The following is a 16,948-nucleotide window of genomic DNA, read 5'->3' as shown; positions in this document are numbered from 1 at the left end:
CAATCGGATCACCCTTTCATCGGTGATTTTTCACTATATCTTCCTTATATCTTCGCCTTATCCGCGAATATCGGCAATTGCCTGTTTTCGGTCTGCTTTGTTATAGATAGCCGAACCTGCCACAAGCACGGTTGCCCCGCGTTCGACACATTGTCTTGCCGTCTCAGGATTAACACCGCCGTCAATCTCAATCTCAACAGCCAATCCCTTCTCATCAATCATGCTGCGGACTTGTTCGATCTTATCGAGCACTGATGGAATGAAGGCTTGTCCTCCAAAGCCTGGATTGACAGTCATGAGAAGGACCATATCAAGCTCTTCCAGCACATATTCCAGCACAGAAGCCGGTGTTGCAGGATTCAGCACCACACCAGCTTTCACGCCGAATGACTTGATCAACTGAATGGTCCGGTGCAAATGTGTGCAGGCCTCTGCATGAACGGTAATATAATCAGCACCCGCTTTTGCAAAAGCTTCAATATATTGATCTGGATTATCAATCATTAAATGGACATCAAGAGTGAGCTTCGTAATCGGACGGATCGCTTCAACAATTAACGGACCAATCGTGATATTCGGAACAAAATGCCCGTCCATCACATCAATATGAATCCAATCAGCCCCGCCGCGTTCAACATCCTTGATTTCTTCTCCTAATTTAGAAAAGTCAGCTGATAAAATGGATGGTGCAATCTTTACCATAATTAATACCTCGGCTTTCTATCTTTAATTTCTTCTAGGAACTGCAGATAATGGTCATATCGATAGGACTCTATCTCACCGGATTCAACAGCTTCCTTCACCGCACATTTCGGTTCCTTCACATGCATGCATCCCCTGAACTTGCATTCTGCACTCTTTTCTCTTATCTCAGGGAAGCAATCACTAAGCTCAACCGCATCAATATCGGTGAATTCTAGAGAACTGAATCCCGGTGTATCGGCAATCAAGCCGTCTCCAATATTGATTAATTCAACATGCCTTGTCGTGTGTCTGCCTCGTCCTAAATGCGAAGAAATTTCGTTTGTCTTTAAATTCAACTCCGGATCAAGAGCGTTCAATAAAGAGGATTTTCCTACGCCCGATTGGCCGGCAAAAACGGATGTTTTTCCGTGGATAAACGGCATTAGGTCTGCAACGCCTGTTTCCTCATTGGAAGAGGTAAGAATCACCTTATAGCCGATATTCCGGTAATGCTCTGCATATCCCTCAATCTGAGTTAATCCAGCTTCATCCAACAAATCTACCTTGCTGATGCATATAATTGGCGCAATGGCCTTTGATTCAACCAGCACAAGAAAGCGGTCAAGCAATCCAGGGCTGAATTCGGGCTCTACGGCAGAAAAGACAAGAATGGCTTGATCAATATTGGCGATAGGGGGACGGACTAGCTCATTCTTCCGTTCCTTAATTTCCATGATATAGCCATCTGTCGGGTTTTCTGCTTGAAAATCAACGATATCACCAACTAAAGGAGATACCTTCTTCTTTCTGAAAACACCGCGTCCTCTGCACTGGATGATCTGGTTACCATCCATAACATAATAAAAGCCGCTTAATGCTTTAATGATTTTGCCTTCAGGCATATATTCACTCCTTTATTCAATCATTTCCGGAATAATTGATGACGCCTTCGTCATACACACTGTTATCCTTAATGATTTTATACCCCGCTCGTCCCTTGTACGGAATCCTGAAATGCAAGGTTTTCTTAACCGTTTCCGTTATTTCGAATGTCTCTACGGGTTCTGTCATCGTATTATCAAGGTCCTCAATTAAGATGGTCACTGTCTGAGGTGTTCCTTCAAGTTCTTCATCATACGTAATGGTTACTTCCTTCGTCTCCTCCTGCGGCGGGATTTCTTCCGCTCCTTTAGAGAGAACAACATTCACCTCGGAACCCACCTCAAGAGCAGTTCCTGCTGCTGGAGATTGAGAAATAACCTGGCCTGCAGGAACGGAATCGCTGTATTGTTCCTCAGCGAACGTGATTCTTAGACCTGTATCTGCGGCATAATCATCCAAAGCCTTCTTCGTATAGTCCGTTAAGTCTTTCAAATTCACCTTGGCTGGTCCATTGGATACTGTCAGCGTCAAAACCGTCTCTGATGGAATAACACTCTCTCCCTTGCCAGGCTCCTGCTCAAGAACCGTTCCAACCTCAGATTCATCATTCACTTTATTAATAACGATATCTTTATAGCCGAAGTTTTCCAGCAGGTTTTCAATGTCCTCATAATCACGCCCAATGTAATTCAGCACTTCAACCTTCTTTTTCCCAATGCTGTAGTATACATCGACCGATGAGCCTTCCTTCACGATGCTGCCTGCTTCTGGCTCCGTTTTAATCACATTGCCGTCTTCGATTTCATCATCCTCTCTCTCGATGACTTCACCAATTTCAAGGCCTGATGCTCCCAAAGCGGAAAGGGCCTTGTCCAGTTGAGTATCTGAAACATCCGGGACCTCTACATCCTTCGCAGCCAGAATTCCGGGCAGGAATAGGACGGCCAAAACAGCCAAGACAACCATAATACCAAAGATAATGGCCGTAATCTTTACCCAGCTTCGTTTCTTCTTCGGCTTTTTCCCTTTATCTGCCTTCTTATTCTTTTTTTCTTTTTTGTCCTTCTTGGTCTTCTTGCCGTCACTGCTCTTTTTTGATGATGCACCCGATGCGACTGTATCATCCTGTTCAGCTATAACCTTCGTCTCATCCTGATTCTGGAACAGTTCATCATTCGTGATAATTGGAATGGCTTTCGTGACATCATCATCTTCCGGTATGACAAACTTGCTTTCATTCAGCCTTTCCGGGTTGAGAGCCGTATTCAAATCCTCTGCCATTTCCTCCACACTTGCATAACGGTGGAAGGAATCTTTAGCCGTTGCTTTCAAGACGATATTCTCTACACTTTGAGGAATAGCTGGGTTCCACCTTCTTGGTGACGGTGTCTCGGACTGCAAATGCTTTAAAGCAATGGAAACAGCCGACTCTCCCGAGAAAGGCAGCCTGCCTGTCAGGAGCTCGAACATGACGATCCCAAGGGAGTAGATGTCAGACTTTTTGTTTGCCATCCCGCCCCTCGCTTGTTCTGGGGAAAGATAATGGACAGAGCCCAACACAGAGTTTGTTTGAGTAATAGATGTCGCACTCAGCGCCATCGCAATGCCAAAATCCGTTATTTTCACATTATCCTCATGATCGATCAAAACATTATGAGGCTTGATATCTCTATGTACAATGTGATTTTGGTGTGCAAGCGCTAAAGCGGACGTAATTTGTTTCATAATGTCGAGTGCTTTCTCTACAGGTATCGGAGAAAAAGCCTGGATGTATTGCTTAAGCGTCATGCCATCAACATATTCCATCACGATATAATAAATACCGTCCTCTTCACCGACATCATAAATACTGACAATATTCGGGTGAGTCAGACTGGTTGCCGATTGTGCCTCACGGTGAAACCGCTTGATGAATTCTTCATCATTAGAGAAATCCATCCGGAGAACCTTCAATGCCACATCACGGTCAAGAATCATATCTCTCGCCAGATATACATTCGCCATGCCGCCGCCGCCAATCATGCGGATGATCTTATAACGGCCGCTGATTCTTTTCCCTATCAACATTCAACTCACCCTCTTTCACTTTCAAAGTTGTGAAGAAGGATTGCTAGAGTGATATTATCTTCTCCCCCATTATCATTCGCCCTTTGAATAAACGTATCTGCCATCTCATCAAGCGATTGGCCGCTCATAAGGATATCCCGTATTTCTGCTTCTGATAATTTATCAGAAAGGCCGTCCGAACATAGGAGGAGTAAATCCCCTTCCTCAAACACAATCGTCCGGACATCTACCTCCACAGTTGCTTCTGTACCTAGTGCTCTGAGGATGACATTCTTTCTTGGATGATGCTCGGCGTCTTCTTTGGATATTTGACCGGAACGCACTAATTCATTAACTAAAGAATGGTCTTCCGTAACTTGTTTAAACCCATCTTCATTAAACAAATAACATCGAGAATCACCCACATTAACAATTGTTGCACTCCGCTCGGTGCAAAGTACCGCAACAATGGTCGTTCCCATTCCTTCACATTCCTCATGTGTCTGAGAATGGCGGTGAAGCTCACGATTAGCGATTTGAATTTGGTCTTGTAAAAATGATTCGATGGAAGCAGGCGCTTCATCAAGGTCCGTTTTCTCCCACGCTTCCTTCAAGATAGAAACAGTCATCTCGCTTGCGACATCTCCTGCTCGATGACCGCCCATCCCATCAGCAATGATGGCAAAAGCCATATAAGAGGGTTCTTCTCGAAAGAAGATCCCTCCTTGGTCCTCATTATGCACTCTAACCTTTCCCCGGTCAGTCCTAAAAACAGCCTTCATCCCTTCACCTCGTCTCTTCTTTCCTTTCCTTCGCACGCAGCTGTCCGCATGCCGCATCAATATCATGCCCTTGTTCTCTTCTTGTCGTTACGTTCACACCATGCTTTTTAAGCGTATCTTCAAATAGTTTAATTTGCTCTTTCGGGGTACGTACATAGTCTCTCTCCGGCACATAGTTGACCGGAATTAAGTTTACGTGGCATTTCAATCCCTTAATTAAGGCAGCCAATTCCTCCGCATGCTCAACCTGATCATTCTCCCCGCCGAATAAACCATACTCAAACGTGATACGCCGGCCTGTTTTATCCACATAATACTTAACAGCCTCCATCAGCTGAGGAAGCTTATAAGCCCGGTTAATTGGCATTAATTTGCTTCGCAGCTCCGTATTCGGCGCATGAAGGGAAATAGCAAAGTTAATCTGAAGCTTCTCATCGGCGAACTTATAGATCTTCGGTACAATTCCGCTCGTTGACACCGTAATATGACGGGCACCGATATTCAACCCTTTATCATGATTGATAATGCGCAGGAAGGACATCATATTATCGTAATTATCGAACGGCTCGCCAATACCCATGATAACGACGGAACTGACGCGCTCACCAAGCTCATCAAGCGCTTGCTGTACTTTTACGACCTGTGCGACGATTTCTCCTGCCTCCAGATTTCGTTTCAGCCCGCCCAATGTGGATGCACAGAACGTACAGCCAATCCGGCAGCCAACCTGAGTGGTAACACAGACTGAATTACCGTAATCATGTCTCATTAGAACCGTTTCAATGGAGTAGCCATCATGCAGCTCAAATAAGAATTTGATCGTGCCATCCTTAGATGTTTGCTGAATAAGCGTGTTTAAGGTTGTTAAGGTAAAGGATTCCGCCAATTTGGTGCGAAGACCCTTTGAAAGATTCGTCATATCCTCAAAGGAGGATACTCTCTTCTCATATAGCCATTCATATATTTGTGATGCTCGAAATGCCTTTTCGCCATTTTGTTCGAGCCATTCTTTTAGTTCATCTAGCTGCAAGGAGTAGATTGACGGCTTTTCATCCTGCTTCTTTACTGCCTTCACTTTTGATTGTTCCATTATTAAGCCTTCCTTCGAATGGAAGCAATGAAGAATCCATCACTTCCGAAATATTGTGGTAGTATTTGTACAGTGTTCTCGTTGACATATGGCTTGACAGCTTCAGGCAGTCGACTTGCAAGGGTAAGGTCTCGTTCAAACTCCTTGTTCTCCTCTAAAAAGGCATCGATAATCGCTTCATTTTCTTCTCTGCCTACCGTGCATGTGCTATACGTGATTGTTCCCCCAGCCTTTACGAGTCCGGATACTTTCCTTAGGATCGTTAATTGGATGGCTGATAAAGAATGAAGGTCTGCCTCTGTTTTTGTATATTTGGCATCCGGCTTTCTCTTCAGCACACCAAGGCCTGAGCATGGGGCATCTACTAATATTTTATCAAATGTTTGCGGCTCGAAAAACTCTGCAATTTTTCGTGCATCCATCTGTCTAGTCTCTATATTCGACAAACCAAGTCTCATTGCCTGTTCATCAATTAATTTTGTCTTATGAGCATGCAAATCAAGGGCAATAATTTTCCCCTCATTCTCCATTCTCTCACCCATATGCGTTGTTTTACCGCCAGGAGCGGCACAGCTGTCCAGCACCATCTCTTCTCCATTTGGTGAAACCGCGTGGGCAACAAGCATAGAGCTCTCATCCTGAATGCTGATCAGTCCATTCTTATATGCATCAGACAATGCCAGATTGCCGCGCAAGGACCGGATACCATCTTCATTCAAGAGGCTCGGCTCCGCCGTAAATCCTTCCTCTGCAAGGATTTTCAGAACCTCTTCCCTCGTTGTTTTCAGGCTATTAACCCTTGCTGTCTGAACTGGTGCATGCAGGTTTTCCTCACACATTTGTTCCGTTTTCTCCAAACCAAATTGCTGAGCCCATTGCTTCACGAGCCAGAGCGGATGGCTTGTTGAAATGGAAATCCTCTCAAGCGGGTCTTCGATTGCTGAGATATCAGGCACTCCTTCACGCTGAATGGAGCGAAGCACACCGTTCACAAGCGATGCTACACCCCGGTGGCCTCTTTTCTTCGCAATTTCGACCGCTTCATGAATGGCTGCCCTGTCTGGCACGCGATCTAAGTATTGCATCTGGAAGACGGTCATTTTCAATAAACTCAGTACCCAAGGCTGCATTTTTTTAGGATTTTTGATAAATGGGGTTATATAATAGTCCAATGTCATTTCACGCTGAATCGTGCCATACACAAGTTCGGTTAATAAGCCGACATCTTTTGAAGATAGCTCCGATTCCTTAATAGCGTGGTTAAGTGATAGATTGCTGTATGCTTTATTCTTTTGTACAGCCGTTAATATATCCAGGGCAATTTCCCTGACATTCTTTTTTTGAGGCATTCTTTATTCTCCCAATTTCATTCCTGGCGCAAAGTCATGTGCACCTCTTAGCATTTGCTCGGCGCTCATTCTTTTCTTGCCGGCAGGCTGTAATTCCGTAATCTTAATAGCTGTTTGATTGCCAGTCTTCACAAGGATACCATCCTTAAGAAGTTCAAGCACCTCTCCAGGTTCGCCAGCCTTTGTGGAGGATACTTTTTCTGTCCACCAAATCTTAATGACTTTCCCTTTAAATAAAGTATAGGCGACTGGCCACGGATGCAAACCACGTACATGGTTATAAATCTCTTCGCCGGTTTTTGTCCAATCGATTAATTCCTGCTCCCGTTTAATATTTGAAGCGAAAGTCGCGTCTTCCTCATTCTGCTTCACAGGAGTGATTTCCCCGTTTAAAAGGGCTGGAATTGTCTTTGAAGTCAGCTCTGCCCCAGCAGCGCTTAATTTATCATGCAGACTTCCTGTATGATCGGTTTCCTCGATTGGCACTTCTACTTTTGCAAGCATGTCTCCTGCGTCTAATTTTTCCACCATATACATGATTGTCACGCCGGTTTTCTCTTTCCCCTGTATGATTGCATAATGAATAGGCGCTCCACCGCGCAGTTCTGGAAGCAAGGACGCGTGGACGTTAATGCAGCCGTATTTAGGTGCCTCAAGCAGACGTTTCGGCAGAATTTGTCCAAATGCAGCTGTCACGATTAAATCTGGCTCAAGCGCCAATACTTTATCGACCTCTTCATCCAGTCTGATTTTCTCAGGCTGAAGCACTTGAATACCATGCTTTTCGGCGGTCACCTTGACTGGCGGCGGTGTCAGCACACGTTTACGGCCTACAGGACGGTCTGGCTGCGTAACAACCCCGACAACTGAATACCCATCTTCAATTAAACGTTCCAAGACGCCTACGGAAAAATCCGGCGTGCCCATAAATACGATTCTTGTCATTCTGCTTCATATCCTTCCAACTCTTCTTCACTCACATAACGGCTTACCTTCGAGGTAAACAGCACTCCCTCCAGATGGTCCATCTCATGGAGAATCGCTCTTGCCATATAATCCTCCGCCTCTATCACGCACCATCTGCCAAAGCGGTCCTGTGCCTGAACCTTTACAAATGTCGGTCTTTCAACCTCCCCGTAAATTCCCGGGAAGCTCAAGCACCCTTCTATATCCGTATCCTTCCCATTACTTTCAATGAGTTCGGGATTGATCAATTCAATTGTTCCAGATTCATCATCCACATCAACGATGGCTACTTGAATATTTTTGCCTATTTGAGGAGCAGCAAGACCTACGCCATCAGCCTCAATCATCGTATCGTACATATCATCAAGCAGCTTTGCTAATTTCTTATCAAAGACCTCTACCTTCTTGCAGATTGTCTCCAGCCTCTTGTCTGGATGTTTCACGATTGGTAATACAGCCACTTCTTTTTTCCTTCTTTCTACATCATAATAAACGGATTCACATCAATCGACAGTTGAAGACCGGATTGTGCAGCATTTCGTCCATATGTTTCATTTAATGTTTTTAAGATTTCCGTTAGTTTCGGTTCCCGCTTGTATTTTATCAGACATTGGTATCTATATCTATTATTGATTCTGGACATAGGAGAAGCAGATGGTCCGAACACCACTGTATGCGGGCCGACATTCCTCTTAATGAATGTCGTAATCTTATCTGCCGTATCCATTGCCTTTAGCACATCCTCATGAGATACGGTCAATAGGGCGATATAATAATACGGCGGATAATCATTTTGCTTCCTTAGAAACATCTCCCGCATGAAGAATCCCTCATAATCCTGTTCGGCGGCGAGCTGGATGCTGTAATGCTCTGGCGTGTAGGTTTGGATGACGACCTCGCCAGGCAGCTCATGCCTGCCCGCACGTCCGCTCACCTGTGTAAGCAGTTGGAATGTTCGTTCAGATGCCCGGAAGTCCGGCAGATGGAGCATTGTATCAGCCGATAAAACACCGACGAGCGTTACCTTCGGGAAATCCAGGCCCTTAGCAATCATTTGCGTGCCGAGCAGAATATCAGCCTGTCCATCCTCAAACTTCTTCAATAAAGCCTCATGAGCTCCCTTACGACTTGTTGTATCAACATCCATCCGGATGACTCTTGCATGCGGCATCAGTTTGCCAAGTTCCTCCTCAACCTTTTGCGTACCGGTTCCAAAATAGCGGATATGGTCACTTCCACAATCAGGGCATACATCCGGCACTCTCTCTTCCAGCCCGCAGTAGTGACATTTCATGAGCGACTGGACGCGGTGGAAGGTCATTGACACATCACAGTTTGGACAAGTAACAACCAAACCGCAATTGCGGCACATGACAAAGGATGAATGTCCGCGCCGATTAAGCATTAAGACGGATTGCTCACCTTTTTCCACTCGCTCCTTCAGCTTCTCAAATAGAAGCTCAGAAAACATAGAACGATTCCCGCCTCTCATTTCATCCCTCATGTCAACGATAGACACTTCCGGCAAGGCCCGCTGATTGACACGGCTTTTCAGCGTGAGCAAGGTATATACCCCTTTTTTTGCACGGGCAAAGGTTTCAAGCGACGGAGTGGCACTGCCTAGGATAACCGGGCAATGATGATGGCCTGCCCGTTTCAAAGCGACATCCCTTGAATGATACCTCGGTGTCTCCTCCTGCTTATAGCTGCCCTCATGCTCCTCGTCAATGATAATCAGGCCGATATTCGTAAACGGAGCGAATACAGCAGATCTTGCCCCAACGACAACCTTCACCTCGCCACGCTGAATTTTCCTCCACTCATCATATTTTTCACCAGTGGACAATCCGCTATGTAACACGGCAACCAAATTGCCAAAGCGGCGTTTAAAGCGTGTAACCATCATGGGGGTTAACGATATCTCCGGCACAAGCACAATGGCTTCTTTCCCTTGATCGACAATGCGCTTGATGGATTGGAGATAGATTTCCGTTTTGCCGCTTCCAGTTACCCCGTACAGCAGGAAGGTTTCATTCCTTTTCTCCGCTACAGCCCTCTCAATCGGTCCCATTGCACCACGCTGCTCTTCTGTCAGGGGCAGGGTAGCATCTGCCTCAAATTCCTGCTGGTCATAATGATCCCGGTAGGATTCTCGTTCTTCCATGTGAAGAACACCTTTATTGACGAGCGGTTTAAGTGCTGAATAGCCGGATAAACCTGTCTCCTTCAAAACTTTTGACAGGGAGACCTCCTCGTTGTTCTCTAAGAAATAATTCAGCACAAGCCTTTGATTCTTAGCGGTTTTGGCCGTTGCATTCAGCTGATTTATCAGGCCGTCCCGGTCGAGCAGAGGCTTAATATATTTTTCCTTTTTTACATTTCCTTTATTGCTGACTTTGATGGAGAGCTCTAGCACTCCACGGTCCATTTCAGCTTTTATGAGCGGCAATAACGCATCATTTTGGACATCATCCCATTTAACGGTTCCTGTTTTTTGAAAGGCAGACTGGAGCTCCGGCAGCAGATCTGCTGCTGACATGTCCCTTGAGAGCCTGACTTGCTTTTCATATTTCGCCTTCATGGCTGCCGGAAGCATTGCTTGGAAGGCGGAGATCTTAAAGCACATCGTCTCATCAGCCAGCCAATGCCCGAGTTCAAGGAGCTCTTTATTCAGAGCTGGCTCTATATCTAGAAGACCGCTGATACTCTTTAACGCCTTAAACTCAGAGGTCTCCTTCAGTCTCACCACAAAACCAAGCAGCTTACGCGGTCCGAATGGTACTGTAACCCTCATGCCTTCTTGAATCATTCCGGCCCATTTATCGGGGACACGGTAATCAAAAGGCCGGTCCGTTTGCTGGGCCGGCACATCGACAATGACTTCAGCTATCATTACACATTTGCCTCGATGGGTTCCATCCTGGCTGCTTCATTCAGAATTGCCTCTGCAGTCTCAAGCTTGCTCATTAACGGCAATTCCACCGAGGTGCCATCTTTCTTGTAAAGTGTCACAATATTTGTGTCTGTGCCAAAGCCTGCTCCCTCTTTCATGACATCATTGGCCACAATCATATCCGCATTCTTCTTCACAAGCTTTTTCTTGGCGTACTCTTCCACATTATTCGTTTCCGCAGCGAAACCGATTAGAATTTGTCCGTTTTTTCGTCTCCCGGCTTCCGCTAGAATATCTTTCGTCCTGGTCATCGCCAGGCTCATATCTCCATCCTGCTTCTTGACCTTCTGGCTTGCTGCTTGAAGCGGTTTATAATCTGCCACAGCGGCTGTGCCGATGATAATATCTGCATTTGTCATTTCCTCCATGACTGCCTCATACATCTCCAATGCACTCTCAACTGAAATGACTCGGGCACCAGACGGCGGTATGACGGTAACTGGACCGCTTACCACGGTGACCTCAGCCCCCATCTTCAGCGCTGCCTCTGCCAGAGAATAGCCCATCTTTCCTGTTGAATAATTAGATACATATCGGACTGGGTCAATTTTCTCTCGGGTCGGTCCTGCCGTAATAAGGATCCTTTTCCCATATAAAGGACGTGTACCTGGATCAAAGTGCGCGCTCAGCACTTCGACAATAGCCTCCGGCTCCTCCAGCCTGCCTTTTCCGACATAACCACAGGCCAGATATCCTTCATTCGGTTCAATAAAGGAATAGCCATCCTCACGCAAGCGATTCATATTGCGCTGCACTGCCTTATGCTCATACATATGGACATTCATCGCTGGTGCAATGAAAAGTGGAGCCGTTACAGCAAGCAGAATGGTAGACACCATATCATCTGCAATCCCGTTCGCCAATTTCCCAATGATATTGGCTGTCGCAGGAGCAATAACAGCAGCATCTGCCCAATCAGCCAAATCGATATGAGCAATCTTCCCAGGGATTTTTTCATCAAATGTGTCAAAGAAGACGTCATTTCTAGACAAGGACTGAAACGTGAGCGGTGTGACAAACTTCATGGCAGATTCACTCATAACAACCTTAACCTCTGCCCCTGCCTGCACAAGCTTGCTCGTTAGGGTCGCTGCTTTATAAACGGCAATTCCGCCGGTAACAAACAAAAGGATTTTCTTATCTTTCAGCATTTCTTTCCCTCCGCCATCAACTATTCTGCAGACTGTGCTTCCCAGCTGTTCACCCAGCTTTATACGGGCTTTCCGTACAGTCTTCTAAAAAAAGCGGGAAATGCTTTTCCCGCAAACTTATTCCTATTATTCTTTACTATAAACGGTGCACGGTATTACTGCCAGCAAAAAAAACAACCTTCAGAAGCTGTAAGGTTGTTTTCTTTCTGTTATATCAATAATCTAGAACTTCGTCTGAAACAACTTTGTAGGTAAGGTCGCCTGAATGGATTTCTTCAAGCGCTTTGCCGACATATTTATGTGAAACCGGCTTTGCGATTCTAGAAGGCTCGCCTGATTCCTGTAAGAAGCGGGCACGCTTAGCTGCCACAGATACTAAAGAATACTTTGAATCAATTTTCGTTAACAATGCGTCAATAGATGGATATAACATATTATTTTTCTTCCTCCAATAGTTTTCGATATCGTTTTTCCACACGTTCACGGCGGAGATGCTCAGCAACAACAATAGAATTGATTCGCTCACATGCATGCTCGACACGATCATTTTCGACCACATAATCATATAGGTTCATCATTTCAATTTCTTCACGAGCAGCTTTCATGCGGTTGCGGATTAACTCATCCGTTTCCGTTCCCCTTGTCACGATGCGGTTCTCCAATTCCTTCAGACTTGGAGGCGCAAGGAAAATAAACAGCCCATCCGGGAATTTCTCTCTAACTTGCTTTGCCCCTTGTACTTCAATCTCAAGGAAGACGTCCTTTCCTTCCTCCAAGGTCTTCTTAACGTACTCAATCGGAGTGCCATAATAATTGCCAACATATTCAGCATGCTCAAGCAGTTCATCATTGGCAATCATGTTTTCAAATTGCTCACGCGTTTTGAAGAAATAATCAACCCCATGAACCTCTCCCTCCCTAGGCTTACGGGAGGTCGCTGAGATAGAATATTCAAAATTAACATCAGGCTGGTCAAAGATGGCTTTTCTTACCGTTCCTTTTCCAACACCTGATGGCCCCGATAATACGATTAATAATCCTTTTTCTTCCAACACTTTCACCTATCCTTCCGACACGCTTTCATCTCGATCATGTAATCTTGCTGCTACCGTTTCCGGCTGAACAGCTGATAAGACGACATGGTCACTATCTGTAATGATGACTGCGCGCGTCCTTCTTCCATACGTGGCATCCACTAATGAGCCTTTATCCCTTGCATCCTGGATAATTCTCTTTATAGGTGCCGACTCCGGACTAACAATGGTTACAATACGATTGGCGGAAACGATGTTCCCAAAACCGATATTGATTAATTTGATTGACATTGATTAGCCTCCATCCCTATTGTTTGCTTGTATGTATGGTCATAAACTCTGTTTATTCTACATTTTGGACTTGCTCTTTCATTTTCTCAAGAATCGCCTTCATTTCGACCACTTCTTTTGCGATGCCTGAATCACTTGCCTTAGAACCAATTGTATTGGTTTCACGATTCATTTCCTGGATGATGAAATCAAGCTTTCTTCCAATAGGACCGGATGCCTCCAGACCCTCAGCAAATTGGACAATATGGCTTTTCAGCCTTGAGATTTCTTCATGTATATCCGCTTTATCCGTAAACAAAGCAATCTCAGTCAGCAGCCTATTTTTATCATAAGCATCCCCGACAGCTTCTTCAAGTTTTTGCTTCAATCGTGCTTCATAAGCTTTCGGCACAGTCGGAGCAAGCCTTTCGACAACCTCAAGTTCCCCCTGAAGCTTTTGTAAATGTCCCAATAAATCCTGTTTTAGAAATTGGCCTTCCTTCTCCCTCATGGAGGATAGATGTGCGGCTGCTTCTTCCACAGTCTTCAACAGCAAGCCTTCGAGACTTGAGTTGTCCTGTTCTTTTTCCTCTATCTGAATGAAGTGCTCAAGCTGGAGCAGGTCGGTCAGCTTCGTTTCTGTAAAAGCGCTGAACCTGCTGTTGAATTCAGATGATATATTCATAATCTGGTCCATTAGTTCCCAGTTAGGCGTTACAACCCGCTTAACAGCCCCTTCTCCTTGGAGGCTGATAAAGACTTCAATTCTACCCCTTTGTAACTTTTGCTGAATAATCTTTTTCATTCTGTCTTCATACATCATTAATTGTCGAGGCGATCGGATACTGCACTCAAAAAAACGGTGATTGACACTTTTCATCTCTACAGTAATAGCCAATGTATCATCTTCGTTTTTTGCTCTTCCATAACCAGTCATGCTTAAGATCATTTAGCAACAGCTCCAATCTACACCGTTTCACTATCTAAAATGAAACCATATAAAAATAAAAAGGTAATAGAGAACCCTCTACTACCTTAAAAATTATATCACAATTTATTTCGATTTACTTACATAAAATGTTCCAGCCAGCAAAAAAGTTGGAATCGATGCCATACCAACAATCAAGAGCCAATCCCGAGGTTCAATCGAGACGGTATGGAACACTGCCTGAAGCGGCGGATAATAAAGCGCGACGACCATTAACGCAATAGAGGAGAGCACAGCCCACACGAGGTACTTGTTCCCAAAGGGATTGCGTGAGAAGATCGACTTCTCGCTCCTGCAGTCGAATACATGGATCAACTGTGCTAGCACTAAAGTGGCGAAGGCAACAGTCTGGGCATATTGGAGATTATCCGGATTTGACTTATAGACCGTAACAAATGCCAGCAAGGTCGCCGAACCAATCAAAAATCCCCTCGAGATAATCTTCCAGCCAAGTCCTCTGGCAAATACCCCCTCCTTCGGGTGCCGCGGCGGACGTTTCATTACATTTTCCTCCGGCTGATCAAGCCCAAGTGCCATTGCCGGCAACCCATCTGTTACGAGATTGACCCATAAAATTTGGATTGGCAAGAGCGGAAGCGGCAGCCCGATGATCATGGCAAACAACATGACCAAGATTTCCCCAACATTTGAGGCGAGCAAATAACGGATGAACTTTCGAATATTTTCGTAAATATTCCGCCCTTCCTTAATCGCTGCCTTAATCGTGGCGAAATTATCATCCAAGAGAATTAAAGAGGAGGTCTCCTTTGCAACATCTGTACCAGAAATCCCCATCGCAATGCCAATATCAGCTGCCTTGATTGCCGGAGCATCATTGACGCCATCTCCTGTCATTGCGACGATATGGCCTCTTTCCTGGAATGCAGATACAATCTTCAGCTTATGCTCCGGAGACACGCGTGCAAACACGGATGTTTCCTCCACGACCTCCGTCAGGTCCTCAGCTGACATTTTGTCCAATTCCGCTCCAGAAATGACTCTGTCGCCTTTTCGATAAATGCCGAGGTTCTCTCCTATTGCCTTTGCGGTTATCATATGGTCACCTGTAATCATCACCGTCTTGATTCCCGCATCCCGGCATTCCTGAACAGCCTGGGCCACCTCTGCCCTCGGCGGGTCCATCATTCCCTGCAATCCAAGGAAAACGAGTTCACATTCCGCATCATTCTCATCAAGGATCGCCGTATTGGCAGGAACACTTTTATAAGCAACCGCAATCGTTCGCAGGGCTTGTTCAGCCATTTGCTCTGTTGAGGCCATAATGGTTGATAGCATCTTCTCATCCATCCGCTGCATGCGCCCATTCATTTGTACAGAGCCGCATCGGCCAAGCAGCACATCCGGGGCTCCCTTTGTAATGACAAATTGTCTGCCATTCGCATCCTTAACCATTACACTCATCAGCTTCCGCTCAGATTCAAACGGAAATTCCTTTAATAGCTGATAATTCTCAAATTGAAGCTGACGATCGATTCCTTTTTTCATAGCTGCAACAAGCATGGCCCCTTCAGTCGGATCGCCTTCTATATAATAATTCTTTTTCTTTAATTTCAATTCAGCATTATTACAAAGAATTCCGTAAGTCAAAAGCTGCCTGACCTCTGTGTCATCCGTGCTTCCCTGCAAGCATTCAAACTCACCTGAAGGTTCAAACCCCTTACCGGTAACCGTCCAATCCCGGCCGCCAATCCAGAGCCTTGTCACCATCATTTTATTCTCGGTCATGGTCCCGGTTTTATCTGAACAAATAACCGATGCACACCCTAACGTCTCAACCGCAGGCAGCTTGCGCACAATGGCATTTTTTCGAATCATACGCTGCACGCCGAGCGAGAGAGCAACCGTGACAATGGCTGGCAATCCTTCTGGAATAGCCGCAACAGCGAGTGATACTCCGGCAAGAACCATTGTATATAAATTATTTCCTTGCAAAACGCCAATACCAACCACTAATAAGGTCAGGAACAAGGCAGCCACAATTAAGATCTTCCCTAATTGCTCAAGCCGAATTTGCAGCGGAGTTTGCTGACTTTGGGCATTCTGCAGTAAATCAGCAATCTGTCCCATCGCTGTTTTCATCCCAGTTGCAACAACCACTCCCTCGCCAGACCCTCTCGTCACGAGCGTTCCCATAAAGGCCATATTCACCTGATCACCAATACCTGCGCTTTCCTTTACCATTGCACCTTCCGATTTCATAACCGGAAGAGATTCACCGGTTAAGGCAGACTCCTCCACCTCCAGGCTTTGCGCCTTCGTGATGCGGATATCTGCGCCAATCCGGTCACCGCTGACAAATTTAACGATATCTCCCGGAACACAGTCCTTAGCCTGAACCTTCGTCCATAAACCATCCCTTTGCACCATCATTTGCGGCGCTGCCATTTCCTTTAACGCAGATAAAGACTTCTCTGCCTTCCGTTCTTGGAAAAAACCCAAAAATCCGTTAACAAGCACAATCATGATAATCGCAATGGCATCAACATACTCTCCAAGCAACCCGCTCACCAGGGTGGCCGCAAGCAGGATTAAAACCATGAAATCCTTAAATTGATTGAAGAACAGTATGAGCGCAGACTGCTTCTCACCCTCTGCCAGTTCATTCTGTCCGTATTGCTTTAAGCGTTTCTTTGCCTCCTGATGGCTCAATCCCTTTTTCATATCGACATTAAAAGCGGATTGTAACTGTTCTTTGTCCATTTCTACCAACTTCATGTAACGAGTACAACCTC

The 16,948-nt window shown here is 45.4% G+C and carries 15 protein-coding genes; all 15 read right to left on the bottom strand.

The genetic code is table 11. The features are described 5' to 3' along the window. Positions 1-57: 57 nt before the first annotated feature. Positions 58-702: a ribulose-phosphate 3-epimerase gene (gene rpe, locus ACY8DX_RS07315; protein WP_439803027.1), complete on the bottom strand. Its 645-nt coding sequence runs from the start codon at positions 700-702 to the stop codon at positions 58-60. Positions 703-704: 2 nt separating this feature from the next. After that, the gene (rsgA, locus tag ACY8DX_RS07310) at positions 705-1,586 is read right to left on the bottom strand and encodes a ribosome small subunit-dependent GTPase A (RefSeq protein WP_049671467.1); all 882 of its coding nucleotides are present in this window, start codon (positions 1,584-1,586) and stop codon (positions 705-707) included. A 16-nt stretch (positions 1,587-1,602) separates the two neighbouring features. Further along, positions 1,603-3,633, bottom strand: a complete 2,031-nt coding sequence (gene pknB, locus ACY8DX_RS07305) for a Stk1 family PASTA domain-containing Ser/Thr kinase (protein ID WP_462406462.1) — start codon at positions 3,631-3,633, stop codon at positions 1,603-1,605. A gap of 5 nt (positions 3,634-3,638) precedes the next feature. Continuing rightward, positions 3,639-4,394 carry a Stp1/IreP family PP2C-type Ser/Thr phosphatase gene (locus ACY8DX_RS07300; RefSeq protein WP_049671469.1) on the bottom strand — a complete coding sequence of 252 codons (756 nt, stop codon included), beginning with the start codon at positions 4,392-4,394 and terminating at the stop codon, positions 3,639-3,641. Between the two features lie 4 nt (positions 4,395-4,398). Continuing rightward, positions 4,399-5,484 carry a dual-specificity RNA methyltransferase RlmN gene (gene rlmN, locus ACY8DX_RS07295; RefSeq protein ID WP_439803028.1) on the bottom strand — a complete coding sequence of 362 codons (1,086 nt, stop codon included), beginning with the start codon at positions 5,482-5,484 and terminating at the stop codon, positions 4,399-4,401. Between the two features lie 2 nt (positions 5,485-5,486). Beyond that, positions 5,487-6,833, bottom strand: coding sequence for a 16S rRNA (cytosine(967)-C(5))-methyltransferase RsmB (gene rsmB, locus ACY8DX_RS07290; RefSeq protein WP_462406461.1), 1,347 nt, complete (start codon positions 6,831-6,833; stop codon positions 5,487-5,489). A 3-nt stretch (positions 6,834-6,836) separates the two neighbouring features. After that, positions 6,837-7,778: a methionyl-tRNA formyltransferase gene (gene fmt, locus ACY8DX_RS07285; RefSeq protein WP_462406460.1), complete on the bottom strand. Its 942-nt coding sequence runs from the start codon at positions 7,776-7,778 to the stop codon at positions 6,837-6,839. Then, positions 7,775-8,260 (bottom strand): peptide deformylase, encoded by a 486-nt coding sequence (gene def / locus ACY8DX_RS07280; protein WP_462406459.1) that lies wholly within the window; start codon positions 8,258-8,260, stop codon positions 7,775-7,777. Before def ends, fmt begins: the two co-directional genes overlap by 4 nt. A 17-nt stretch (positions 8,261-8,277) precedes the next feature. Next, positions 8,278-10,692 carry a primosomal protein N' gene (priA, locus tag ACY8DX_RS07275; RefSeq protein ID WP_462406458.1) on the bottom strand — a complete coding sequence of 805 codons (2,415 nt, stop codon included), beginning with the start codon at positions 10,690-10,692 and terminating at the stop codon, positions 8,278-8,280. Further along, positions 10,692-11,903 (bottom strand): bifunctional phosphopantothenoylcysteine decarboxylase/phosphopantothenate--cysteine ligase CoaBC, encoded by a 1,212-nt coding sequence (gene coaBC, locus ACY8DX_RS07270; protein WP_462406457.1) that lies wholly within the window; start codon positions 11,901-11,903, stop codon positions 10,692-10,694. Before coaBC ends, priA begins: the two co-directional genes overlap by 1 nt. A 214-nt stretch (positions 11,904-12,117) precedes the next feature. Next, positions 12,118-12,336 (bottom strand): DNA-directed RNA polymerase subunit omega, encoded by a 219-nt coding sequence (rpoZ, locus tag ACY8DX_RS07265; RefSeq protein ID WP_049671476.1) that lies wholly within the window; start codon positions 12,334-12,336, stop codon positions 12,118-12,120. A 1-nt stretch (position 12,337) separates the two neighbouring features. Next, positions 12,338-12,955 carry a guanylate kinase gene (gmk, locus tag ACY8DX_RS07260; protein WP_049671477.1) on the bottom strand — a complete coding sequence of 206 codons (618 nt, stop codon included), beginning with the start codon at positions 12,953-12,955 and terminating at the stop codon, positions 12,338-12,340. A 9-nt stretch (positions 12,956-12,964) separates the two neighbouring features. Beyond that, positions 12,965-13,228: an extracellular matrix/biofilm regulator RemA gene (gene remA / locus ACY8DX_RS07255; RefSeq protein WP_049671478.1), complete on the bottom strand. Its 264-nt coding sequence runs from the start codon at positions 13,226-13,228 to the stop codon at positions 12,965-12,967. Between the two features lie 52 nt (positions 13,229-13,280). Further along, complete coding sequence (locus ACY8DX_RS07250; RefSeq protein WP_439803031.1) at positions 13,281-14,156, bottom strand: YicC/YloC family endoribonuclease; 876 nt, start codon at positions 14,154-14,156, stop codon at positions 13,281-13,283. 105 nt (positions 14,157-14,261) lie between these two features. Next, complete coding sequence (locus tag ACY8DX_RS07245; protein ID WP_049671480.1) at positions 14,262-16,931, bottom strand: calcium-translocating P-type ATPase, SERCA-type; 2,670 nt, start codon at positions 16,929-16,931, stop codon at positions 14,262-14,264. Positions 16,932-16,948 lie beyond the last annotated feature (17 nt).

This window comes from Gracilibacillus sp. Marseille-QA3620 (assembly GCF_054950035.1).
This window is presented reverse-complemented; position numbering and strand designations above follow the sequence as displayed.